The organism is Mycobacterium sp. E1747 (genome assembly GCF_001667775.1).
Taxonomy (GTDB): domain Bacteria; phylum Actinomycetota; class Actinomycetes; order Mycobacteriales; family Mycobacteriaceae; genus Mycobacterium.
On record NZ_LZJI01000192.1, the window covers coordinates 39,980 to 63,399 of the forward strand.

Annotated in this window: 19 protein-coding genes and 2 tRNA genes; 10 read left to right on the forward strand and 11 right to left on the reverse strand. The window is 66.1% G+C overall.

The window, feature by feature from the left end; translation table 11 throughout:
* The first annotated feature begins 33 nt into the window (after positions 1 to 33).
* The 6 genes from A5695_RS19430 to pknB are packed head-to-tail and all read left to right on the forward strand — an operon-like array spanning position 34 to position 8,083.
* A complete protein-coding gene (locus tag A5695_RS19430; protein WP_068085737.1) occupies positions 34 to 501 on the forward strand; it encodes an FHA domain-containing protein in 468 nt (155 codons plus the stop codon).
* Complete coding sequence (locus tag A5695_RS19435) at positions 498 to 2,015, forward strand: PP2C family serine/threonine-protein phosphatase (RefSeq protein ID WP_068085741.1); 1,518 nt, start codon at positions 498 to 500, stop codon at positions 2,013 to 2,015. Before A5695_RS19430 ends, A5695_RS19435 begins: the two co-directional genes overlap by 4 nt.
* Positions 2,012 to 3,421 (forward strand): FtsW/RodA/SpoVE family cell cycle protein, encoded by a 1,410-nt coding sequence (locus A5695_RS19440; RefSeq protein ID WP_068085744.1) that lies wholly within the window; start codon positions 2,012 to 2,014, stop codon positions 3,419 to 3,421. Before A5695_RS19435 ends, A5695_RS19440 begins: the two co-directional genes overlap by 4 nt.
* Positions 3,418 to 4,896 (forward strand): D,D-transpeptidase PbpA, encoded by a 1,479-nt coding sequence (gene pbpA, locus A5695_RS19445; protein WP_068085747.1) that lies wholly within the window; start codon positions 3,418 to 3,420, stop codon positions 4,894 to 4,896. Before A5695_RS19440 ends, pbpA begins: the two co-directional genes overlap by 4 nt.
* Positions 4,893 to 6,212, forward strand: coding sequence for a serine/threonine-protein kinase (locus A5695_RS19450; protein ID WP_068085751.1), 1,320 nt, complete (start codon positions 4,893 to 4,895; stop codon positions 6,210 to 6,212). Before pbpA ends, A5695_RS19450 begins: the two co-directional genes overlap by 4 nt.
* Positions 6,209 to 8,083 carry a Stk1 family PASTA domain-containing Ser/Thr kinase gene (pknB, locus tag A5695_RS19455; protein ID WP_068085755.1) on the forward strand — a complete coding sequence of 625 codons (1,875 nt, stop codon included), beginning with the start codon at positions 6,209 to 6,211 and terminating at the stop codon, positions 8,081 to 8,083. Before A5695_RS19450 ends, pknB begins: the two co-directional genes overlap by 4 nt.
* On the opposite strand, the gene A5695_RS19460 is transcribed toward pknB, so the two are convergent.
* Together A5695_RS19460 and A5695_RS19465 are read right to left on the reverse strand one after the other, a co-directional pair.
* A complete protein-coding gene (locus A5695_RS19460; RefSeq protein WP_068085760.1) occupies positions 8,061 to 8,747 on the reverse strand; it encodes an aminodeoxychorismate/anthranilate synthase component II in 687 nt (228 codons plus the stop codon). The two genes, pknB and A5695_RS19460, sit on opposite strands and share 23 nt — an antisense overlap.
* A gap of 26 nt (positions 8,748 to 8,773) precedes the next feature.
* On the reverse strand, positions 8,774 to 9,517 hold the full coding sequence (locus tag A5695_RS19465) for a DUF881 domain-containing protein (protein ID WP_068085762.1): 744 nt from the start codon (positions 9,515 to 9,517) through the stop codon (positions 8,774 to 8,776).
* Between the two features lie 118 nt (positions 9,518 to 9,635).
* Between A5695_RS19465 and crgA the strand changes: the two genes are divergently transcribed.
* Together crgA and A5695_RS19475 are read left to right on the forward strand one after the other, a co-directional pair.
* A complete protein-coding gene (gene crgA / locus A5695_RS19470) occupies positions 9,636 to 9,917 on the forward strand; it encodes a cell division protein CrgA (RefSeq protein ID WP_025738162.1) in 282 nt (93 codons plus the stop codon).
* Positions 9,918 to 10,072: 155 nt separating this feature from the next.
* Entirely contained in the window at positions 10,073 to 10,498 is a 426-nt protein-coding gene (locus tag A5695_RS19475; RefSeq protein WP_068085764.1) for a PH domain-containing protein, read from the forward strand.
* A gap of 16 nt (positions 10,499 to 10,514) precedes the next feature.
* On the opposite strand, the gene A5695_RS19480 is transcribed toward A5695_RS19475, so the two are convergent.
* Complete coding sequence (locus A5695_RS19480; RefSeq protein ID WP_068085767.1) at positions 10,515 to 11,063, reverse strand: peptidylprolyl isomerase; 549 nt, start codon at positions 11,061 to 11,063, stop codon at positions 10,515 to 10,517.
* Positions 11,064 to 11,231: 168 nt separating this feature from the next.
* On the opposite strand from A5695_RS19480, the gene cwsA reads away from it, so the two are divergent.
* Both cwsA and A5695_RS19490 read left to right on the forward strand, forming a co-directional pair.
* Entirely contained in the window at positions 11,232 to 11,666 is a 435-nt protein-coding gene (gene cwsA / locus A5695_RS19485) for a cell wall synthesis protein CwsA (protein ID WP_068085770.1), read from the forward strand.
* A 113-nt stretch (positions 11,667 to 11,779) separates the two neighbouring features.
* Positions 11,780 to 12,958: an IS481 family transposase gene (locus A5695_RS19490; RefSeq protein WP_068085772.1), complete on the forward strand. Its 1,179-nt coding sequence runs from the start codon at positions 11,780 to 11,782 to the stop codon at positions 12,956 to 12,958.
* 47 nt (positions 12,959 to 13,005) lie between these two features.
* On the opposite strand, the gene A5695_RS19495 is transcribed toward A5695_RS19490, so the two are convergent.
* The 8 genes from A5695_RS19495 to dnaN form a co-directional block, all read right to left on the reverse strand.
* A tRNA-Ala gene (locus tag A5695_RS19495) sits at positions 13,006 to 13,078 on the reverse strand.
* A 151-nt stretch (positions 13,079 to 13,229) separates the two neighbouring features.
* Positions 13,230 to 13,303, reverse strand: a tRNA-Ile gene (locus tag A5695_RS19500).
* Positions 13,304 to 13,362: 59 nt separating this feature from the next.
* A complete protein-coding gene (locus A5695_RS19505; RefSeq protein WP_068085774.1) occupies positions 13,363 to 14,271 on the reverse strand; it encodes a DUF3566 domain-containing protein in 909 nt (302 codons plus the stop codon).
* Positions 14,272 to 14,386: 115 nt separating this feature from the next.
* Positions 14,387 to 18,166, reverse strand: a complete 3,780-nt coding sequence (gene gyrA / locus A5695_RS19510; RefSeq protein WP_068085777.1) for an intein-containing DNA gyrase subunit A — start codon at positions 18,164 to 18,166, stop codon at positions 14,387 to 14,389.
* A 32-nt stretch (positions 18,167 to 18,198) separates the two neighbouring features.
* The gene (gene gyrB / locus A5695_RS19515; RefSeq protein WP_068085780.1) at positions 18,199 to 20,232 is read right to left on the reverse strand and encodes a DNA topoisomerase (ATP-hydrolyzing) subunit B; all 2,034 of its coding nucleotides are present in this window, start codon (positions 20,230 to 20,232) and stop codon (positions 18,199 to 18,201) included.
* A gap of 256 nt (positions 20,233 to 20,488) precedes the next feature.
* On the reverse strand, positions 20,489 to 21,049 hold the full coding sequence (locus A5695_RS19520) for a DUF721 family protein (protein ID WP_068085782.1): 561 nt from the start codon (positions 21,047 to 21,049) through the stop codon (positions 20,489 to 20,491).
* Positions 21,046 to 22,191, reverse strand: a complete 1,146-nt coding sequence (recF, locus tag A5695_RS19525; RefSeq protein ID WP_068085785.1) for a DNA replication/repair protein RecF — start codon at positions 22,189 to 22,191, stop codon at positions 21,046 to 21,048. The genes A5695_RS19520 and recF overlap by 4 nt, the downstream gene beginning before the upstream one ends.
* Positions 22,192 to 23,391, reverse strand: a complete 1,200-nt coding sequence (dnaN, locus tag A5695_RS19530) for a DNA polymerase III subunit beta (RefSeq protein WP_068085788.1) — start codon at positions 23,389 to 23,391, stop codon at positions 22,192 to 22,194.
* Between the last annotated feature and the right edge of the window lie 29 nt (positions 23,392 to 23,420).

Genomic DNA, 23,420 nt, shown 5'->3' on the forward strand with positions numbered 1-23,420 from the left:
TGGATTTCGGGGCCAGGACGGAAAGGACGCCAGATGCAGGGACTCGTACTGCAGCTGACGCGCGCCGGATTTTTAATGTTGTTATGGGTATTCATCTGGTCCGTCTTGCGGATTTTGCGGACGGATATCTACGCGCCGACGGGTGCTGTCATGGTGCACCGCGGCTTGGCGCTGCGCAGCACCCTGCTGCCCTCGCGGCAACGTCGGCACGCCGCGCGCTACCTTGTGGTTACCGAGGGTGCGTTGGCGGGGGCACGCATCACACTCAGCGGGCAGCCGGTGTTGATCGGAAGGGCTGACGACTCGACGCTGGTGCTGACCGACGACTATGCCTCGACGCGGCACGCCCGCCTCTCGCAGCGCGGTTCGGAATGGTACGTCGAGGATCTAGGATCGACCAACGGCACTTACCTTGACAGGGCAAAGGTGACGACTGCGGTACGAGTTCCGATAGGGACGCCGATTCGGATCGGCAAAACGGCGATCGAGTTGCGCCCGTGACCCTGGTCCTGCGATATGCCGCGCGCAGCGACCGCGGCCTGGTGCGCTCCAACAACGAAGATTCCGTATACGCCGGGGCGCGGCTCCTCGCCCTGGCCGACGGCATGGGCGGCCACGCCGCCGGCGAGGTGGCCTCGCAGCTGGTGATCGCCGCACTGGCCCACCTGGATGACGACGAGCCCGGTGGTGACCTGCTGGCCAAGCTCGACGCCGCGGTGCGCTCCGGCAACGCGGCTATCGCGGCGCAGGTGGAGGCCGAGCCCGAGCTCGAGGGAATGGGCACCACGCTCACCGCGATCCTGTTCGCGGGCGACCGAATTGGGTTGGTGCACATCGGCGACTCGCGTGGCTATCTGCTGCGCGACGGTGAACTGACGCAGATCACCAAGGACGACACGTTCGTCCAAACGCTGGTTGACGAAGGTCGGATCACCCGGGAAGAGGCGCACAGCCACCCGCAGCGGTCACTGATCATGCGCGCGCTGACCGGTCACGAGGTCGAGCCCACGTTGACCATGCGCGAGGCGCGCGCCGGTGACCGCTACCTGCTCTGCTCGGACGGGCTCAGCGACCCGGTCAGCGACGAGACCATCCTCGAGGCGCTGCAGATCCCCGACGTAGCCGAAGCCGCATACCGCCTCATCGAGCTGGCGCTACGCGGCGGTGGGCCGGACAACGTGACGGTGGTGGTGGCCGACGTCGTCGACTACGACTACGGCCAAACCCAGCCGATTCTGGCCGGCGCGGTTTCCGGGGACGACGACCAGATGACGTTGCCCAACACCTCCGCGGGCCGCGCCTCGGCGATCAGGCCGCGCGAAGAGGCCGCCAAACGCGTTGCGCCACAACCTGAACCGCCGAGCCGGCCGCGATGGCCCCGGCGGCGGATGTTCTTTGTGGTGACGCTGGCGGTGTTGTTCGTGCTGTCGGGCTTGGCCATTGGCTGGTGGGTGATTCAGCGCAACTATTACGTCGCCGAGTACGACGGCAGAGTTTCGATCGTCCGCGGAATCCAAGGTTCTTTGTTGGGCGTGCCCCTGCAGCAGCCGTATCTGGTGGGCTGCCTGACCGCTCGCAACGAACTCTCCCTGATCAGCTATGGGCAATCCGGTCATTCGAATTGTCAGCTGATGACGTTGCGGGACTTACGCCGTCCCGGGCAGGTCCAGGTCCAGACCGGACTGCCGGGCGGCAGCCTGGACCAGGCCGAGTCACAGCTAAGACAGTTGCTCGCCGAGTACCTGCTGCCGACCTGCCCGTCCCCGCGAGCCACATCGCCGCCGGGGCAGCCGGCCCCCGGGAGCGGCACCCCCGAGTCCAGTGTCGCGACATCGCCAGCACCGACCACGCCACCAACCAGCGCTCCTCCCGGCTCCAGCACCCCCGCTCCTACCAGTGCCACAGGCGGCCCCCCGCCCTCGTCGCCGGCGAGCCCCGCGACGACATCGCAGACGGTCACCGCGCTTCCAGCGCCTCCACTTCAACCTGGCATTGATTGCCGGACGGTGGCATGACAACACAACTGCAGCCGCCCGTCGCAGTCACGCCTCCGCTGCCCACCCGTCGCAACGCCGAGCTGCTGCTGCTGTGCTTCGCCGCAGCGATCACCGTAGCCGCGTTGTTGATCGTCGAGGCAAACCAGGACCGCGTACCGCGCTGGAACGTCATCAGTTACGGGTTGATATTTCTGCTCGTGTTCGGGTCAGCGCACCTGGCTATCAGACGGTTCGCTCCTTATACCGATCCACTGCTGTTGCCAATTGTGGCTCTGCTCAACGGACTTGGGCTGGTGATGATCCACCGGCTCGACCTGGTGAACAATCAGCTCAGCGGCCGTCCGCACCCCAGCGCCGACCAGCAGATGCTGTGGACGCTGGTCGGGGTGGTCACGTTCGCGCTCGTGGTCACGTTTCTGAAAGACCACCGGCAGCTCGCGCGGTATGGCTATATCTGCGGAATAACCGGCCTGGTGCTGTTGGTGATTCCGGCGCTGCTCCCGGCGTCGCTGTCCGAACAGAATGGCGCGAAGATCTGGATTCGCTTCCCCGGCTTCTCAATTCAGCCCGCTGAATTCTCGAAGATCTTGCTACTCATCTTCTTTTCCGCCGTGTTGATCGCCAAGCGGGGCCTGTTCACCAGCGTCGGTAAGCATTTCATGGGCCTGACCCTGCCGCGCCCGCGCGACCTCGCGCCGCTGCTGGCCGCGTGGGTGATCTCGGTGGGCGTGATGGCGTTCGAGAAGGACCTTGGTACCTCGCTGTTGCTCTATGCGTCGTTCTTGGTGGTGGTTTACCTTGCGACACAACGGTTCAGCTGGGTGGTGATCGGCCTCGTGCTGTTCGCGGCCGGCAGCGTCATCGCGTATTTCGTCTTCGCGCACGTCCGCGTCCGCGTGCAAATGTGGTGGGACCCGTTCTCCGATCCCGACGGCAGCGGTTACCAGATCGTGCAGTCGCTGTTCAGTTTTGCCACCGGCGGTATCTTCGGCACCGGGCTGGGCAACGGCCAACCCGATACCGTGCCGGCCGCGTCGACGGACTTCATCATCGCCGCGTTTGGCGAGGAGCTCGGCCTCGTCGGGCTCGCCAGCATCTTGATGCTCTACACCATCGTCATCGTCCGCGGCATGCGCACCGCTATCGCCACCCGGGACAGCTTCGGCAAGCTGCTGGCCGCCGGGCTGGCCTCCACCTTGGCCATCCAATTGTTCATCGTCGTGGGCGGCGTGACGCAGCTGATTCCGCTGACCGGTTTGACCACACCGTGGATGTCCTACGGCGGATCGTCGCTGCTGGCGAACTACGTGCTGCTGGCCATCCTCGCTCGGATCTCCAACAGCGCCCGGCATCCGTTGCGGGGCCGTGAGCGCAAGGATGCGCCGATCGCGGCTGCCAACACCGAGGTGATCGAAAAGGTATGAACACCTCTCTGCGCCGCATCTCGATCACCGTCATGGCGTTGATCGTGCTGTTGCTGCTCAACGCAACGATGACGCAGGTGTTCGCCGCCGATTCGCTGCGGGCCGACCCGCGCAACCAGCGCGTGCTGCTGGATGAGTATTCGCGTCAACGCGGCCAGATCGTCGCCGGCGGCCAACTGCTGGCCTACTCGGTGGCAACCGACAGCCGCTTCCGTTTTCTGCGCGTGTACCCCACCCCGGCCGTGTACGCGCCGATCACCGGCTTCTACTCCCTGCGTTATTCGAGCACCGGGTTGGAACGCGCCGAGGACCCGCTGCTGAACGGATCCGACGAGCGGCTGTTCGGCCGCCGCCTGGCCGACTTCTTCACCGGCCGCGATCCCCGCGGCGGCAACGTCGACACCACCATCCGGCCGCGCGTACAGCAGGCAGGCTGGGACGCGATGCAGCAGGGGTGTGGCGGCCCACCGTGCAAGGGCGCCGTCGTCGCCCTCGAGCCGTCGACCGGCAAGATCCTGGCCATGGTGTCGTCGCCGTCCTATGACCCCAATCTGCTTTCGTCGCACGATCCCGAGGTGCAGGCGCAGGCATGGCAGCGGCTTCGCGACGACCCCGACAATCCGCTGACCAACCGCGCCATCGCGGAGACCTACCCGCCCGGTTCCACGTTCAAGGTGGTCACCACCGCGGCGGCGCTGCAGGCCGGCGCCACCGACGCCGAGCAGTTGACCGCGGCGCCCTCGATTGCGCTGCCCGACAGCACCGCGACGTTGGAGAACTATGGCGGCCAGCCCTGTGGCAGCGACGCTACGGTGTCGCTCAAGCAGGCGTTCGCACTCTCCTGCAACACCGCCTTCGTCCAGCTCGGCATGCATACCGGCTCCGACGCCCTGCGCAGCATGGCGCACGCGTTCGGCCTGGACATCACCCCGGGCGTCATCCCGCTGCAGGTCGCCGAATCAACCGTCGGGATCATCCCGGACGCCGCCGCGCTGGGCATGTCCAGCATCGGCCAGAAGGACGTCGCGCTGACGCCGCTGGAGAACGCCGAAATCGCCGCGACGATCGCCAATGGCGGGGTACAGATGCAGCCCTACCTGATCGACAGCCTCAAGGGCCCCGATCTGGCCAACATCAGCACCACTGCTCCCTATCAGCAGCGCCGCGCGGTGTCGCCCCAGGTCGCCGCTAAGCTAACAGAGCTGATGGTCGGTGCCGAGAAGGTTGCACAGCAGAAAGGGGCCATTCCCGGCGTGCAGATTGCATCGAAGACTGGTACCGCAGAGCATGGCACCGATCCGCGTAATACGCCGCCGCACGCGTGGTACATCGCCTTCGCGCCCGCGCAGACGCCGAGAGTCGCCGTGGCAGTGTTGGTGGAGAATGGCGGCGACCGCCTGTCCGCGACGGGAGGTGCACTCGCCGCGCCGATCGGACGGGCTGTGATCCAAGCCGCGCTACAGGGAGGACCATGAGCCCGCGAGTTGGTGTGACGCTGTCTGGCAGATATCGCCTGCAGCGCCTGATCGCCACCGGCGGCATGGGCCAAGTGTGGGAGGCGGTGGACAGCCGGCTGGGCCGGCGCGTCGCCGTCAAGGTGCTTAAACAGGAGTTTTCCCAGGATCCGGAGTTCATTGAGCGGTTCCGCGCCGAAGCGCGCACCACCGCGATGCTCAACCATCCCGGCATCGCCCAGGTCCACGACTACGGCGAAAGCCAGCTGGACGGGGAGGGCCGCACCGCCTACCTGGTGATGGAACTGGTCAACGGTGAGCCACTGAACTCGGTGCTCAAGCGCACGGGCCGGCTGTCGTTGCGGCACGCGCTGGACATGCTCGAGCAGACCGGCCGGGCGCTGCAGGTCGCACACGCGGCGGGCTTGGTGCACCGCGACGTCAAGCCCGGCAACATCCTGATCACGCCGACGGGCCAGGTCAAGATCACCGACTTCGGTATCGCCAAGGCCGTCGACGCCGCGCCCGTCACGCAGACGGGGATGGTGATGGGAACCGCCCAATACATCGCCCCCGAACAGGCTCTGGGCCACGACGCCACCCCCGCCAGCGACGTCTACTCGCTGGGAGTCGTTGGCTATGAAGTCGTATCGGGCAAGCGGCCCTTCACCGGTGACGGTGCGCTGACGGTGGCGATGAAGCACATCAAGGAGCCCCCGCCGCCGCTGCCGGCGGAGCTGCCGCCCAACGTGCGCGAACTCATCGAGATCACGCTGGTCAAGAACCCGGCGATGCGTTACCGCAGCGGCGGGCCGTTCGCCGACGCCGTGGCCGCGGTGCGCGCTGGCCGGCGCCCGCCGCGGCCTAGCGCTACACCACCTGCCGGCCGCGCATCGCCGGCCGCCATCCCGTCGAGTCCGACGACCAGGGCCGCCGCGGTGTCGCCTGCCCGAACCGCCCCGCCACGCCGATCCCGGCCCTCCACCGGAGGTCATCGCCCGCCCCCGGCCCGGCGCACCTTCTCGTCGGGCCAGCGCGCGCTGTTGTGGGCCGCCGGAGTGCTCGGGGCGCTGGCGATCATCATCGCGGTGCTCATCGTCATCAATTCCCGGGCCGATACCCAGCAACAGCCGCCGCCCCCGACGGTCACCGACACCGGGACACCGCCGGCGCCGCCGGCGACCAACACCCCGACCGGTTCGGCGCCCGGCCCCGCGCTGCGGCTGAACTGGACGGATCGCGGGACGATAAGGAATTCTGGACTGCAACGAGGGCCGGCCGAAGACGGGTGGGGTGAACCACTGACGTCACCGGCCCGACACGAGATACCACGATGACCACCCCTCAACACCTCTCTGACCGCTATGAACTGGGCGAAATCCTCGGCTTCGGGGGCATGTCCGAGGTTCACCTGGCGCGCGACGTCCGGTTACACCGCGACGTAGCGGTCAAAGTCCTGCGCGCCGACCTGGCCCGCGATCCCAGCTTCTATCTCCGGTTCCGCCGCGAGGCCCAAAACGCCGCCGCGCTCAACCACCCGTCGATCGTCGCGGTGTACGACACCGGTGAGGCGGAGACCCCGACGGGCCCGCTGCCCTACATCGTCATGGAGTACGTCGACGGCGTCACGCTGCGCGACATCGTGCACACCGACGGCCCACTGCCCCCGCGGCGGGCAATCGAGATCATCGCCGACGCGTGCCAGGCCCTGAACTTCAGTCACCAGAACGGCATCATCCACCGCGACGTCAAGCCGGCCAACATCATGATCAGCAACACCAACGCGGTCAAGGTGATGGACTTCGGCATCGCCCGGGCGATCGCCGACAGCGGCAACAGTGTCACCCAGACCGCGGCCGTGATCGGGACGGCCCAGTACCTCTCGCCCGAGCAGGCCCGCGGCGACACCGTGGACGCACGGTCCGACGTCTACTCGCTGGGTTGCGTGCTCTACGAAATCCTCACGGGGGAACCGCCTTTCACCGGAGACTCGCCCGTCGCGGTCGCCTACCAGCACGTGCGCGAGGATCCGATTCCGCCGTCGCAGCGGCACGAGGGCATCTCTGCCGACCTCGACGCCGTCGTGCTCAAGGCGTTGGCCAAGAACCCGGACAACCGCTACCAGACCGCGGCCGAGATGCGCGCCGATTTGGTGCGTGTACACAACGGCGAACCGCCCGAGGCGCCAAAGGTACTCACCGACGCCGACCGCAGCGGCCTGATCGCCTCCGGCGCAAACCAACCCGGACCCCGCGCCGATCCGCTGCCCCGGCAACCCCTCCGTCGCATCGACGAGGGCGACGGCGGGTCGGTCGGCCGCTGGATCGTCGCGGTCGCCGCCCTGGCGGTGCTGACGATCGTTGTCGTCATCGCCTTCAACACCTTCGGCGGCACCACCCGCGATGTCCAGGTGCCCGACATGCGCGGCCAGGTGTCCGCCGATGCAATTGCGGCGCTGCAGAATCGCGGCTTCAAGACGCGTACCTTGCAAAAGCCCGATTCAGCGATCCCACCCGACCACGTCATCAGCACCGATCCCGGCGCGAACGCATCGGTGAGCGCGGGTGACGAAATTACGATCAACGTGTCGACGGGTCCCGAGCAGCGGGAGGTGCCCGATGTCTCCTCGCTGAGCTACTCCGACGCGGTCAGCAAGCTCAAAGCGGCGGGGTTCAGCAAATTCAAACAGGCCAACTCGCCGTCGAGTCCGGAGTTGCTGGGCAAGGTGATCGGCACCAACCCGCCGGCCAACCAGACGTCCGCGATCACCAACGTGATCACCGTCATCGTCGGCTCCGGTCCCGAGACCAAGCAGGTCCCCGACGTCGCCGGCCAGACGGTCGACGTCGCACAGAAGAACCTCACCGTCTACGGCTTCACCAAGATCACCCAGGCGCAGGTGGACAGCACGCGACCCGCCGGGGAGGTGATCGGCACGAATCCGCCCAAGGGGCAGATGGTCCCGGTGGATTCGGTCATCGAGTTGCAGGTGTCCAAGGGCAACCAGTTCGTGATGCCCGACCTGAGCGGCATGTTCTGGACGGACGCCGAGCCGCGGTTACGGGCGCTGGGCTGGACCGGGGTATTGGACAAGGGCCCCGACGTGGACGCGGGCGGCTCCCAGTCGCACCGGGTGGTGTATCAGAACCCGCCGGCCGGCACCGGTTGCAACCGAGACGGGATCATCACGCTGAAGTTCGGCCAGTAGCCGGCGGATCGGCCGGGAGATAGGGCTGCACCGCCGCCCGGACCTCGTTCTCCAGCCGCCGCACCAGCGTGTCATCGCGCGCCCATCCGCAGTAGGCCAGCCAGTTCGCCAGCATCCGATGCCCGCCCTCGGTCAGGATCGACTCCGGATGAAACTGGACCCCGTGAATCGGCAACTCGCGGTGCCGCACACCCATGATGACGCCGCCGCGGGTGCGGGCCGTTACCTCCAGCGCCGGCGGAAGCGACTCGGGAAGTATGGTCAGCGAGTGGTAGCGGGTTGCCGTGAAGGGATCCGGAAGTCCTTGTAGGACACCGATATTGGTGTGAAAGACGCTGCTGGTCTTGCCGTGCAGCAGTTCGGGGGCGCGGTCCACGGTGGCACCGAAGGCGACGCCGATGGCTTGATGGCCGAGGCAGACTCCGAGTAGCGGGGTGCGCTCGGCGGCGCAGGCGCTCACCAGTCCGATGGACGCACCCGCGCGTTCCGGGGTACCCGGGCCCGGGCTGAGCAACACGCCATCGAACCGCTGGGCGATGGCGGCCTCGTCGGAGAGTCTGGCGTCGTCGTTGCGCCACACCTCGGCCTCGACGCCCAGCTGGCCGAGGTACTGCACCAGGTTGAACACGAAGCTGTCGTAGTTGTCGACGACGAGAATCCGCACCGTGCCAGGTTACCGTCCGGTGGAAATCAGTAGCCGATGGTTCCCATGGGCTGCGCGAAATGCAGCCGATCCGGCTCGGTGTGGCCGACGATCTGGACGTCCGGCTTGACCTCTTCGCGATAACCGAGCCCGAATCGGACCACATATTGGCGGTACAGCGTGACCAGGGGAGCGGCGGCCAGCGCGGCCTGCATGGCGGCCGCGTTGCCGATCGCGGTGATCGTGTAGGGCGGGCTGTAGGTCCGGCCGTTGAGCAAGAGCGTATTGCCCACGCAGCGGGGCACCGAGGTGGCGATGATGCGCTGGTCTTTGATCTGGATCGCCTCCGCGCCGGCACTCCACAAGGCGTTGAGCACCGCCTCGATGTCCTGCTGGTGCACCACCAGGTCGTCGGGCGACGCATCCCGCGGGAAACGGCCATTGGCATCGCGCGGCGCGTCCTCCAGGGTGACCGTCAACCCCGGGCCGTGCACCGGATTCATGCCCGCCTCGGCGGCCAGCTCGGCGGAGCGTCGCAGCATCGCCGCCAGGGCGAGATCCGAGGACCGTCCGTGCGCGACGTCGATCTTGCCGGACAGCTCGTCGCGTTGGGCGTTGAGATGATTCACCGACGCCTGGGCCTCTCGGACCAGATCGACCAGCCGGGGGGCGTCGCTGCGGCGGATCTCGGCGCCCCCGGACACCCCGTGCGTGGCGGCGAGCAGCAATCCGGCCAGCAGGCACACCACCGGGACGCCGAAGCGCCAAGGTGACCGGCCTCGGTCGCTCATCTGCTCTCCAATTTCCTGGTCGGCGTGCCGGGTGAGTTAGTCTCGTAGCCAAGCTGTGCGTGCAGCTGCGGTCGTTATCGTTGCACCCCGTCCCGCTCACCGTGTTGTTGAGGTAATCATGCCCAAGTCCAAGGTCCGCAAGAAGAATGACTTCACCGTCAGCGCGGTCAGCCGTACGCCGGTGAAGGTCAAGGTCGGACCGTCAAGCGTGTGGTTCGTGGCGTTGTTCGTCGGTCTCATGTTGATCGGACTGGTCTGGCTGATGGTGTTCCAGCTGGCGGCCGTCGGAAGCCAGGCGCCGACCGCGCTCAACTGGATGGCGCAACTGGGGCCGTGGAACTACGCCATCGCGTTCGCTTTCATGATCACCGGTTTGTTGCTGACGATGCGCTGGCACTGAGCGACGCCCGCTACGGAATGAATTTATTTTTGGGTTGTCCCGTTACTGCGCCAGCAACGCTGCGACCACCCAATCACACGCGTGTGATTTATCCCCACTGTTGATAGCGTCTGTGGATAACTGCATCAACCGTGGTGGGAGGGCTTGAGCGGCGCATGCAGCAAACACAATGGGAGCCCGGCCTCAGAGGAATTGCTGGTTGTGGCGCCGCCGGCATTCTGATGGCTATCGCCTCTGTGACCGTGGTCACAGATGTGCCCGGGCGCATTCTGACCGGGATTGCCGCAACGGGTCTGATCTTGTTTGCGGGCGCAACGTGGCGCGCGCGGCCCAAGCTGGCAATTACCGCCGACGGCTTGGTGCTCCGGGGATGGTTCAGGACGCAGCTATTACGGCCGCCCGACATCATGATCATCCGCATCACCCAATTCCGCCGCTACGGACGCCAGGTGAGGTTGCTCGAGGTCGAAACGGCCGACGGCGGCCTGGTGCTCTTCTCCCGATGGGATCTGGGGACCGACCCGCTGGAGGTGCTCGACGCGCTGACGGCCGCCGGCTACGCGGGCCGAAACCCGCGTTGACGGGACCGCGCCGGGCTTAGGAGATCGTGATCGACTCGATGACGACGGGCTCGGTGGGGCGGTCGTTGCTGTCCGTGGATGTCGTCGAGATCGCCTCGACAACCCGCTGCGACTCCGGGTCCGTCACTTCGCCGAAGATGGTGTGCCGGCGGTTCAGGTGCGGAGTCTTGCCGACCGTGATGAAGAACTGGGAGCCATTGGTGCCGGGGCCCGCGTTCGCCATGGCCAGCAGGTACGGCTTGTCGAATTGCAGTTCGGGGTGGAACTCGTCGGCGAACTTGTAGCCCGGGCCGCCGCGACCCGTTCCGGTCGGGTCGCCGCCCTGGATCATGAAGCCCTGGATCACCCGGTGAAAGACCGCGCCATCGTAGAACGGACCCGAGGAGCCACCCGATGCGTTCTGGGTCGAGTACTCCTTGGTGCCCTGCGCCAGGCCGACGAAGTTGGCGACGGTCTTGGGGGCATGGTTTCCGAACAGAGCGACTTTGATGTCGCCGCGGTTGGTGTGCAGCGTGGCGGTGGCGGTCTGAATGGGGCTGTTGGTCACGGCATGAGAGTCTGCCACTCCGCGTGGAGAGGCCCGCACCCGGTGTCACCCCGAGCCGCGAGCCCCGACCGAAAAGGTGGCGCGCGCACAGCAGTTCCGCTGGCATCCCTATGCTGGCAGTCTGTTCGGATACCCGTGAGCCAGTCCGACGGCAGGCTTCCTCGGCGGTGCAGAGAAAGGCGGCAGATGAGCGCGAAGGCGGAATCCCGGCTGACCCCGCGCGAGCGGCTCGCTCGCGGGCTTACCTACTCGACGCTGGGGCCGGTGGACGTTGCGCGTGGAGTCGTCGGCCTGGGTGCTCAGTCGGCGCAGGCGACCGCAGCGCAGATTCGTCGCAAATACCAAGAGGGGCGTCTGGCCAAGGAACTCGCCGCTGCCCAACAAACCGTCGCGCAGGAACTGGCGGCCGCGCAGGAGGTTGTTTCGAACCTGCCCCAGGCTCTGCAGGATGCGCGGCGGGCCCAGCGCCGCACCCGGCGTCCGTTGGTGTTGGCCGGGGCGGCCGTTGTAGTCCTCGCCGGTGGCGCCATCGCATTCAGCGTTGTGCGGCGCTCGGTGCGGGCAAAGCCCCAGGAGCCGCAGTCACGCCCGCCCAGCGTCGACGTGCAGCCGCGCCCCTGATATGTGGAGCCTAGGGTGTGTGAGTTCACGACATAGGTGACAGATGAGTCGGGTCATGGGTGACACCTGTGTCGATGCTCGATGAGTCGCGTCATAGGTGACAGTCATGGTGGATGTCCAAAGCGCGTGTGGTCGTCCTCGAAGTCACCAGCGGTCATCTCTCAGTGACCGACGCAGCCCGTGCTTACGGGTTGTCCCGGCAACACATCTACCGGCTCCTCAAGCGCTACCACCACGACGGTCTTGAGGCCGTCGATCCCCGCTCACGACGCCCCGCCAGCAACCCCCGCGCTGTCAGTGATGAGGTAATCGCCGCCGTCGTACTGACCCGCAAACAACTCGTCGCTGACGGCCTCGACGCCGGCCCGCTGACCCTGCAAGACCATTTAGCCCGCCAGGGCCTGACGGTGCCCTCCACCTCGACGATCCGGCGCATCCTGGGCCACCACGGCCTGATCACCCCACAGCCACGCAAACGGCCCAAGAGCTCCTATCACCGCTTCCACGCCGAGCAACCCAAACAATGCTGGCAATCGGACTTCACCCACTGGACACTGGCCGATGGCACCGACGTCGAGATCCTCAACTGGCTCGACGACCACTCCCGCTACCTGCTGTCGTGCATCGCCCACCGCCGCGTCGGCGGTGGGGACGTCGTGGCCACCTTCACCGCCACCGCATCCCACTTTGGCCTGCCCACAGCCACCCTGACCGACAACGGATCGGTCTACACCTCGCGATTCACCCACGGCCACAACGACTTCGAACGCCTGCTGGCCAGCCTGGGCATCACCCAAAAAAACGGCCACCCCGGCCACCCCCAAACCCAAGGCAAAATCGAGCGCTTCCACCAAACCCTCAAACGCTGGCTCGCCGCCCGACCCCGACCCGCCACACTGGCCGACCTGCAACAGCTACTCGATACCTTCCGAACCATCTACAACACCGCGCGAGCCCACCGCGCTCACCCCGGCCGGCTCACCCCCGAACAGGCCTACCTCGCCCGACCCAAAGCCACCCCCACCGGCCAACCCCACCCACAATTCCGCATCCGCCACGACACCATCGACCAATTCGGCAAACTCACCCTGCGCCACGGCAGCCGCCTCCACCACCTCGGCGTCGGCCGCACCCACGCCCACACCCCCGCCCTGATCCTGGTCACCACCCACACCGTCACCGTCGTCAGCAAAACCAGCCACCACGTCCTCAGCACCCACCACATCAACCCCGAACGAAACTACTGGCGCAACCAAAACAAAAACCCCGGCCGATGGCCGGGGAATCTGTAACCCATGACGCGACTCATCTGTCACCTATGACGCGACTCATCACAATGTGGAGCCTAGGGGAATCGAACCCCTGACACCCGCCTTGCAAAGGCGGTGCTCTACCAACTGAGCTAAGGCCCCTCGATGTGATTGGGTGGCTGACCCGGGGGATCGTCCACCGCCACGTGCCAGACTTCGACCCCGCGTCGGGACCACGCCACCGCCGCCACCACAACGATCAGTGTGATTGGCAGCGCCAGCCTTACGCAACGTCTTGATGGGCACATGGTTGTGGGCCTAGGAGGACTCGAACCTCCGACCTCTTCGTTATCAGCGAAGCGCTCTAACCGCCTGAGCTATAGGCCCGTACACGCGTACGGCCGAGCGACGAGATTACCGCAATTGCCGCCCCACCCCCAAAAACGCTAGTCGCGGTCGGCCAACGTCACCTCGATGCCGCCGATCAGATCCGTGGTCAGGTTGTAGACGAACGCGGCGATGGTGGCCATCGCCGTCAACAACACGATATTGACCAGGCCGATCAACACGGCCCCCCCGAAGATGGTGCCGCTTGAGACCAGTTCTCCGCTGCTGCCGCTGGTGTTGTTAAGCAGGTCCCCGACGTTGCTGTTCAGCTTCGACCACACGCCCATGCCGCCGAGGACCAGGTACAGGAAGGCCACGGCGATCATCCAGACGAAGAACAACGCGACCGAGAGCAGTAGCGACACCTTCAGCGTGCTCCACGGATCAATCCGGCGGATCTGCATGCTGGCCCGCACGGGTCCGCGCGGTCGCCGGGACACCTGGGTGCGGTTCTCGCGGGTGTCGCGGCCCTCGCGGCTCTCGGCCCCCGACGACCGGCCGGACCCCGACAAGCTCGACGACTCCGGCGCGCGGTCGGGTGCCGTTTTGCGCTGCGGACCCCGCGGTATCGGGCCGGACAGGTCGGGCAGCTCGCTGGCATAGGCCTCCGAGGGAGGCCCGTCACCGCGCCCGCCGGGAGCGTCGGCGTCGTGCGACGGGGCCTTGCCTGGCGGGGGCGCGCCGGCGCCCGGGGCAGCAGTGCCGGAGACGAACCGGTTGAGCCGGGCCTCGACACCACTCGACGGCGCCGGCGGCCGGGCCTCGGTGGGGGGCTCGTTCTGGCGCTGGGGTGCCTGCGGGGGCCGGGCCCCACCGCGCTGCTGCCACGGCGGCGATTCACCCGCGTCCGGGGCGCGGCCGGCCGGTGCGGGCGGTGTCGCGCGGTGTATCCCAGCGCGCTCGGCCGAACCATCCCCATTAAGGCCGTCGCCCTTTTTGGGGGCGGCCGGCTCGTTCGGTGAGCTCACCCCGACTCCTTTGATCTCCTGCCACGACCCCCGGGGGCGATGGCAGTCACATTTTGTCTGGTCGGGCCGAGTCTAATTGCCCGGCTATTAACCGGGCCCCCGGGATTGTCACCGACTAGCCATCGGACTCCGCGGCGCCTTCCGCTTCCTCGGCGACTTCGTCCGCGTTCTCCTCGGCGTTGCGCGCGATGGCCAGCAGCGTGTTGTCCTCGCCCAGGTTCATCAGCCGTACGCCCTTGGTCTGGCGTCCCGCCTTGCGGACCTGCCGCGCCGCGGTGCGGATGACCCCGCCCCCGGAGGTGATGGCGTAGAGCTCGCTGTCATCGTCGACGATCAGCGCGCCCACCAGCTTGCCGCGCCGCCGGTCGAACATGACCGTCAACACGCCCTTGCCGCCGCGCCCCTGCACCGGATACTCCTCGATCGCGGTGCGCTTGGCGTAGCCGCCGGACGTCGCCACCAACAGGTAGGTGCCTTCACGAACCACGTTGAGCGACAACAGGTAATCGTCGGTGTTGAACCGCATGCCCTGGACGCCGGAGGTAGCGCGCCCCATCGGACGCAGCGCCTCGTCGGTCGCCGAGAACCGGATGGATTGGCCGTTGGCCGACACCAGCAGCAGGTCCTCGTCCGCCGAGCACAGCACCGCGCCGACCAACTCGTCGTTGTCGCGCAGGTTGATCGCGACGATTCCACCCGATCGGTTGGAGTCGAAGTCGGTCAGCTTGGTCTTCTTGACCAGGCCGTTGCGCGTGGCCAGCACCAGATACGGGGCGTCCTCGTAGCCGCGGATCTGAATGACCTGGGCGATGCGTTCCTCCGGCTGAAAGGCCAGCAGGTTCGCCACGTGCTGACCGCGCGCCGTCCTGGACGCCTCGGGCAGTTCGTACGCCTTGGCGCGGTAGACCCGCCCCTGGGTGGTGAAGAACAGGATCCAGTCGTGCGTCGAGCTGACGAAGAAGTGCTTGACGATGTCGTCCTGCTTGAGGCCGGCACCCTGCACGCCCTTGCCGCCGCGCTTTTGGCTGCGGTAGAGGTCGGACTTGGTTCGCTTGGCGTAACCGGTCTCGGTGATGGTGACGACGACCTCTTCACGGGCGATCAGGTCCTCGTCGTTGACGTCACCGTCGGCCGCGATGATCCGGGTCCGTCGGTCGTCGCCGTGCTTCTCGACGATCTCGGCGAGCTCGTCATGAACGATGCCGCGCTGCCGTTCTGGCTTGGCCAGGATGTCTTCCAGGTCGGCGATCTCGGCCTCGATCTTGGCCAGGTCGTCGATGATGCGCTGGCGCTCCAGAGCGGCCAGGCGACGCAACTGCATGTCGAGGATGGCCTGCGCCTGGATCTCATCGATGTCGAGCAGCTCGATCAGTCCAGCCCGGGCGATGTCGACGGTTTCCGACGCCCGGATCAACGCGATGACTTCGTCCAGCGCGTCGAGCGCTTTGACCAGACCGCGCAGAATGTGGGCGCGTTCATTCGCCTTGCGCAGCCGGTAGGTGGTGCGCCGAACGATGACGTCGAGTTGGTGCGCCACGTAGTAGCGGATCATCTGGTCGAGCCGCAGCGTGCGCGGCACCCCGTCGACGATCGACAACATGTTGGCGCCGAAGCTGGTCTGCAGCTGGGTGTGCTTGTAGAGGTTGTTCAGCACCACCTTGGCCACCGCGTCGCGCTTGATCTCGACGACGATGCGCAGGCCGACCCGATCGCTGGATTGGTCCTCGATGTTGGCGATACCGGTGAGCCGGCCGTCACGGACCTGCTCGGCGATCGACGTGATGAAGTTGTCGTGGTTGACTTGATAGGGCAACTCGGTGATGACGATCGAGGTGCGGCCCCGCGAATCTTCTTCTATCTCAACGACTCCACGCATCCGGATCGATCCGCGACCGGTGGTGTAGGCATCATGGATGCCCTGCGAACCGACGATCAGACCGTGGGTGGGGAAGTCCGGGCCCTTGACCCGCTCGCAGACTGCGGCCAGGGTGGCTTCTTCGTCGGCCTCGTGATTGTCCAGACACCAGTAGACGGCTTCTGCCAATTCGCGCAAGTTGTGTGGCGGGATGTTGGTCGCCATCCCGACCGCGATGCCGCCGGATCCGTTGGCCAGCAGGTTGGGGAACCGGCTGGGCAGCACCGTGGGTTCCTGCACCCGGCCGTCGTAGTTCGGGATGAAATCGACTGTCTCCTCGTCGATTTCGCGCAGCATCTCCATCGCGAGCGGGGTTAGCCGGGCCTCGGTGTTATGGCTGACGAAGCCGTTGCTGAGGAACGCATGGTCGTCGGTGTCCACCCGCAAGCTGTATACCGGTTGCACTCCGGCATCGGTCACGGATGCGACGCGGGCATAGTAGAACCGGCCGTCGGTGAGGTTGGTCGCGATGGAACGCACGTCGGGATCGGCGATGTGCGAAAGGATTTCAGCGCCGCGCGTCCGCCAGCGATGGATGCGGTCTAGGTTGTGGCGATTCAGCCAATCCCGGTCGGCCCAGGAGCCGCCCGCGTGCTTCCGGATGAAGGCCGCCAGCCCGGGAACGTGGTCGCCATCCCTGCCTGCGCATACCGGCATGGCCGCCAGGATCGCGGTCAGCTTGGCCTGCTTGGCGCCGCCAAAACCGATCCGGCTCGCGAACATTTCGGCTTGCGCGCGATTGGTGATGACGACTTTGTGTTCGCCGACCGCGTGCTGGTAACGCCGCGACACAACGCCGAATTCGAGCAGCATCTGCTGTACCTCGGCAGCGAGCCGTCCGCTACGCGTCGAATATGACACTTGAATCGTGTTGCGCGGCAGCTCCGAACACGAACCGTCACCCTCAAAGAGGGCTTGCAGAAATGCCCTCTTGACCGCGGCCGGAGACTGCCAGAGCCATTCCGGCACATACTTGTCGGCGGACCGTTGCCCACATAGTTCGCCGAGCCGCGTCTTCCTGAGCGCCGCCAGATTGTGCACGTCGAGTTCGTGCAGCAGCGAACCTGAGGCGATTGTCCGCGAGGACACGTAACGCCGACCGCCGACCACCGCGTCGTACGCGCCGACGACCATATCGAAGTAGTCCCGATCCAGGTTGTTGAAACCTGCGCGGCGTACCGATACGAATCCCTCGCTGATGAAGGCACCGAACAGCAGGGCTTCCAGCACGTCGTGCCATTCCCCGGGCCCGAACTCCACCGCGGGGGTGCGCTGGACCACGACGCAGTCGTTGGGCCGGATCTCGTCGATCAGCTTCCACAGCAGTGTGGGCACGCCGGCAACATCGACCAGACACAGCAGCGGGTGGTTCGACGTTCCGGTGACTTCGTAGCCTTCGGCAGTACGCACCGTGTAGGTCTGGTGCTCGCCCGAGTGGAACAGGCGATCTGCGACCACCGGATTGCCGTGCCGATCCAGGACCTTGAGCTCTACCTTGTTATCCGAGTTCGGGGACGCACCCGGAACAATATCGCCGATTCGTATGGATTGCCCAAAGGGTAAGCGCACCAACGCATCTTCCGTCAGGCAGTACCGCATCGCCGCCGGTGGATCGTTGCCCGGCGAACCGAAGTTGCCCTGACCGTCGACCAGGGGGTACCGTAGCGACCACGGCTGCGCCATCCGCACCAGGGTGTCGTAGATCGACGAATCGCCGTGCGGGTGATAGTTGCCCATCGTCTCCGCCACCGAACGTGCCGATTTCGCGTGGCCGCGGTCGGGCCGGAAGCCCGAGTCGAACATCGCGTACAGCACCCGGCGGTGCACCGGCTTGAGGCCGTCACGCACCTCCGGTAGAGCGCGCCCGACGATCACGCTCATCGCGTAATCGATATAGCTGCGCTGCATCTCCTGCTGGATGTCGACAGGTTCGATGCGGTCGCCGGCTTCGCCGCCGGGTGGCAGCGTGGTGTCAGTCATGTAGTCCTCGGGTTAGATCGTGCGAAATCGAATCAGACATCAAGGAAGCGAACGTCTTTGGCGTTGCGGGTGATGAAGCTGCGGCGCGCGTCGACGTCTTCGCCCATCAGAATCGAGAACAGCTCGTCGGCGGCCGCCGCGTCGTCCAGGGTGATCTGACGCAAAACCCTGACCGTCGGGTCCATGGTGGTCTCCCACAACTCTTTGGCGTCCATCTCACCCAGACCCTTGTAGCGCTGGATGCCGTCCTCTTTGTTGATCTTCTTGCCGGCCTTGAGTCCGGCCTCGAGCAGACCATCACGCTCGCGATCGGAGTAGGCGAACTCCGGATCGGTGCGCTGCCATTTCAGTTTGTACAGCGGCGGCTGCGCCAGGAAGACGTGCCCGTTCTCGATCAGCGGGCGCATGAAGCGGAACAACAGGGTCAACAGCAGCGTCGAGATGTGCTGGCCGTCCACGTCGGCGTCGGCCATCAGCACGATCTTGTGGTAGCGCAGCTTGCTGATGTCGAATTCGTCGTGAATGCCGGTGCCCAGCGCGGTGATGATCGCCTGGACTTCGGTGTTCTTCAGCACGCGGTCGATGCGGGCCTTCTCGACGTTGATGATCTTGCCGCGCAACGGCAGGATCGCCTGGAACATCGAGTCGCGGCCACTCTTGGCCGAGCCGCCGGCCGAATCGCCCTCCACCACATAGAGTTCCGATTTCCGCGGGTCGGTGGAGCGGCAGTCGGCGAGCTTGCCGGGCAGGCCCCCGACGTCGGTGGCGCTCTTGCGGCGCACCAGCTCACGCGCCTTGCGGGCCGCGATCCGCGCCTGTGCTGACGAGACCGCCTTGTTCACAACGGTTTTCGCCTCGGACGGGTTCGCCTCGAACCAGTGAGTCAGCTGTTCGTTGCACACCCTTTGCACGAACGACTTGACCTCGGTGTTGCCAAGCTTGGTCTTGGTCTGGCCCTCGAATTGGGGCTCGGCGACCTTGACGGAGATGACCGCCGCGAGGCCTTCGCGGATGTCGTCACCGGTGAGGTTGGCATCCTTCTCCTTGAGCAGCTTCTTGTCCTTGGCGTACTTGTTCACCACCGAGGTCAGCGCGCTGCGGAACCCCTCTTCATGGGTGCCGCCCTCGTGGGTGTTGATGGTGTTGGCGAAGGTGTGCACCGACTCCGAGTAGCCGCCGTTCCACTGCATGGCGATTTCGACCTCGTGGCCGGTGCCTTTTCCGTCGAAGTCGATGACGCTCTGCTGAATCGGGCTCTTGGTGCGGTTGATGTGCTTGACGAAGTCGACCAGGCCGCCGGGGTAGTGGAAGGTGCGGTGCTTGACCTTATGCGGGGCAGAGTTTTCCGCGGCCTTCTCCTCGGCGGACTTGGGCGCCTCGGCGGTGTCGCTGACAACTTCGTCGACGACCTCGTCCTGCTCCACGCGCTCGTCGGTGAGGTTGATGGTGAGGCCCTTGTTCAGGAACGCCATCTCCTGCAGACGCCGTGCCACGGTCTCGAAGTCGTACTGGGTGGTTTCGAATATTTCGGGATCGGCCCAAAACCTGATGGTGGTCCCGGTCTTCTTGGTCGCCTCGCCCTGCTTGAGGGTGCCGGGCACGGCGCGGTCGTAATACTGAAACCACTCATGCCCGTCGCGTTTGATGGTGACTTCCAGCCGGGTGGACAGCGCGTTGACCACCGACACGCCGACGCCGTGCAACCCACCGCTGACCGTGTAACCACTGTTTTCGCCACCGAACTTGCCGCCGGCGTGCAGCTGCGTCATCACCACGTCGACGGTGGGCGCACCGGTTGCGTGCATGGCCACCGGAATGCCGCGCCCGTCGTCGGCGACCTCTACGCTGCCGTCGTCGAGTAGCCGCACATCGACCCTCGTGGCGTAACCGGCCATCGCCTCGTCCACCGAGTTGTCGACCACCTCCCAGATGAGGTGGTGCAGACCGCGCTCGCCGGTGGACCCGATGTACATGCCGGGGCGTTTGCGGACGGCCTCCAGGCCCTCGAGCACGGTGATCGCTGACGCGCCGTATTCGTCTTGCGCCTTCTTCTTCTGGGCAGCCACGGTCGGAACGCTCTCCTTGGGGTTTCATGCGGGCGGTTCCAGTCACCGCAGCAGCCGCATGCAGCCAGTCTACCGTGATGAGCCGTCCGCACCGATTCTCCGGGCGCGTTTCTACCTAGCTAACTGCGCCGTGCGGGCAATTTTTCTATTCCTGCCGCGTCCCGACGTGCGTCAAGGCACTTCACGTCGTCCTGGCGGCTTTGAGCGGCCTGTTGATGAAATCACGGCTGGGGATGGTTCGTCGCCGGTCGGCGCGCTAGCCGTAGGTGTCGCGGGGGCCCCGTCCGGCGATGTGCCGGGGCCCCTTGCGCCACGACGGCGCCGTCGGCCCGGTGATTTTCAGCGATGTCACCACACCGTTGCCGACGGCCGCGGCGATCTTGGCCAACAGCTGCGATTGGATCATCCGCAACTGGGTGGCCCAGGCGGTGGATTCGGCGGCCACGCTGAGCACCCCGTCGCTCAACGCGGTCGGCGTCGCATGGTCGGCGATCTGATGGCCCACCACGGATGCCCAATTACCGAACACGGTCCCTTCGGCGACCTGCGCGGACCAACCGCGCTTCTTGGCCAAGTCCCGCGCGAGCCGGCCCAGGGGTTGCGGATCGCGGGCGTCCGGTCCGGGCCCCGACCAGCTTCGGCGCTGACCGGCCACGCGGCGGCCCGGTGGCGGGGTCGACCGGCCTCGTCCGGCATCTTTGCCTTGTGCGCGGGCCGCGGCGCGGGCTTCCTCAAGGGTGCGCCTGACCAAGTCGATCCCGCGCAATAAACCCGGGTCGGCGGTCGCCGATTCTTGTTCGTCGTCGCTGCCCGTCATGACCGCACCTCCGAGATCCGGCCGAGATCGTCGTCGCGTAAATCGATCGGTATCTGGCTGGCCGCCCAGCCGGCGGGAATGTCCTCGACTACCGCCGCGGTGACCAATACCTGTTCCGCCGATTCGGCCACCGTCGCCAACGCCCGGCGGCGGGCCGCGTCCAGTTCGGCGAACACGTCATCGAGCAGCAGCACGGGCTCGGTGCCATCGGCGCGCAACAATTCATAGGAGGCCAGCCGCAACGCGATCGCGAAGGACCACGATTCCCCATGGCTGGCAAAGCCTTTGGCGGGCTGATCACCCAGCCATAGTTCCAGATCGTCGCGATGCGGGCCTACCAGACACATGCCGCGCTCCAACTCCGCGTCACGCCGGTCTGCTAACGCAGCCAGCAATGCGGCTTCGAGGAAATCGCGGTCGCCGGTCGCCGCCGGCTCAGCGAGGCTGGTGCGGTAGGTGATCGACGCCGGCCGCGAGGCCGGGGCAAGGAGTTGGTAGGCCTTCTCCACCTCGGGTGCCAACTGGTTCACCAAGTCGATCCGCGCGGCCATCAACTCGGCGCCGTGTTCCGCCAACCGACTGTCCCACACGTCGAGGGTGTCCAGGGCGCCGCGGTCACCTCGGTGCCGAATTCCGGCGGCGGACTTCAACAGCGCCGTGCGCTGGCGCAGCACCTTCTCGTAATCCGCGCGCACCGCGGCGACCGCCGGGCGCCGCACCGTCGCCAAATCGTCAAGGTAGCGGCGCCGCTCCGAGGGATCCCCACGCACCAGGGCCAAGTCTTCGGGAGCAAAAAGCACGGCGCGCAAAACCCCGATCACCTCGCGCGTGCTGCGCACCGGGGAACGATTCAGCCGCGCCTTGTTTGCCCGCCCCGCCGCGATTTCGAGATCGATCGCGCATTCTCGGCCCTCGTTGACCACGATCGTCGACACCACCGCGCGCTCGGCGCCGGCCCTGATCAAGGGCGTATCGGTGCCTACCCGATGCGAGCCCAACGTGGTCGAAAACCACAGCGCCTCAATGAGATTCGTTTTGCCGAAGCCGTTGGATCCGACAAACACCGTCCGGCCTGGCTCCAGTTCGAGGTCGGCGTGCGCCCAGGACCGGAAATCGCGCAGTCCCAAATGCCGGACGTACACCTATCCGGGCAACCGAACTGGCATCAGCAGATAGACGTAATCCGTGGGCAACGCCGCAAAGGGACCGTTTCCGGTGGGTGAACTGTCGTCACCCGAGGCCGGACGCAGCAACGCCGGCTTGCCGGGCGTGGTGAAACCGAATGACACCCGTTCGGAATGAACCGCGGCCAGCCCATCGGTCAAGTAGGTCGGGTTGAACGCGATCGTCAACGGCTCGCCCACAAAATCGACGGCAAGGTCCTCTTCGGCACGGCCCACATCGTCGGCACCCGCAGACAACCGCAGCGAGCCCTCGGAGAACTCCATCCGCACCTGCGCACCCCGATCGGCGACCAACGCCACCAGCTTGATCGCCTCGGTCAGCTCGGCGACGTTGATGGTCGCCACCGCCGTATGCTCGGCCGGCAACAGTTGACGGAACTTCGGGAACTCCGCATCCAGCAGCCGCGTCGTACTCCGCTTGCCGTTGCCACTGATGCCAAGCAGCCCGTCTTTGCCTACGCCGCTGCCGGCACCCAACGACAACCGAACCTCGGAACCATCGGCACCGGCCCGGGCCGCCTCGGCCAACGTCTTCGCCGGCACCAGCACAGCCGCTTCGATATCCGGCGACGATGCCGACCACGTCAACTCGCGCACCGCCAGGCGGAACCTGTCGGTCGCGGCCAAAACCACGGTGTTGCCCGAGATCTCGACCCGAATTCCCGTCAACATCGGCAACGTGTCGTCCCGGCCGGCCGCGATCGCGACCTGGCTGATGGCCTCTGCAAAGAGATCCGCGGACAACGTCCCGGTCTCTTCCGGCAGGCCCGGCAGCGTCGGGTAATCCTCGACCGCCATCGTCGGCAACGAAAACCTGGCACTTCCGCAGTTCAAGGCCACCCGGTTGCCGTCGACGTAAAAGTCGACCGGCTTGTTCGGCAGTGCCCGGGTGATGTCCGATAACAACCTTCCAGACACCAAAACGCTTCCAGGAGAAGCTATCTCGGCTGCAACCTGCGCTTCGGCGGAGACTTCGTAATCGAATCCGGAGATCGTCAGGCCCTCATCGGACCCGGATAACAACACTCCCGAAAGCACCGGCACCGCCGGCCGGGTCGGCAGGTTTTTCGCCACCCACGACACCGCGTCGGCGAAGGACTCCCGCACCAAACGAAACTTCAAGTCGCTGAGGCCAGCCCTTGTCGTCGCCGCGTCCATAGCGTCCCTTCACCTGCCGAGAGTTTCAA

Excerpts from the sequence above, each read along its gene's own strand:
- pknB (WP_068085755.1), top strand. The coding sequence starts at position 6,209 with ATGACCACCCCTCAACACCTCTCTGACCGCTATGAACTGGGCGAAATC.
- A5695_RS19430 (WP_068085737.1), top strand. The coding sequence starts at position 34 with ATGCAGGGACTCGTACTGCAGCTGACGCGCGCCGGATTTTTAATGTTG.
- A5695_RS19475 (WP_068085764.1), top strand. The coding sequence starts at position 10,073 with ATGCAGCAAACACAATGGGAGCCCGGCCTCAGAGGAATTGCTGGTTGT.
- A5695_RS19465 (WP_068085762.1), bottom strand. The coding sequence starts at position 9,517 with ATGAGCGACCGAGGCCGGTCACCTTGGCGCTTCGGCGTCCCGGTGGTG.
- cwsA (WP_068085770.1), top strand. The coding sequence starts at position 11,232 with ATGAGCGCGAAGGCGGAATCCCGGCTGACCCCGCGCGAGCGGCTCGCT.
- A5695_RS19450 (WP_068085751.1), top strand. The coding sequence starts at position 4,893 with ATGAGCCCGCGAGTTGGTGTGACGCTGTCTGGCAGATATCGCCTGCAG.
- dnaN (WP_068085788.1), bottom strand. The coding sequence starts at position 23,391 with ATGGACGCGGCGACGACAAGGGCTGGCCTCAGCGACTTGAAGTTTCGT.
- crgA (WP_025738162.1), top strand. The coding sequence starts at position 9,636 with ATGCCCAAGTCCAAGGTCCGCAAGAAGAATGACTTCACCGTCAGCGCG.
- A5695_RS19520 (WP_068085782.1), bottom strand. The coding sequence starts at position 21,049 with ATGACGGGCAGCGACGACGAACAAGAATCGGCGACCGCCGACCCGGGT.
- A5695_RS19490 (WP_068085772.1), top strand. The coding sequence starts at position 11,780 with ATGTCCAAAGCGCGTGTGGTCGTCCTCGAAGTCACCAGCGGTCATCTC.
- A5695_RS19440 (WP_068085744.1), top strand. The coding sequence starts at position 2,012 with ATGACAACACAACTGCAGCCGCCCGTCGCAGTCACGCCTCCGCTGCCC.
- pbpA (WP_068085747.1), top strand. The coding sequence starts at position 3,418 with ATGAACACCTCTCTGCGCCGCATCTCGATCACCGTCATGGCGTTGATC.
- gyrA (WP_068085777.1), bottom strand. The coding sequence starts at position 18,166 with ATGACTGACACCACGCTGCCACCCGGCGGCGAAGCCGGCGACCGCATC.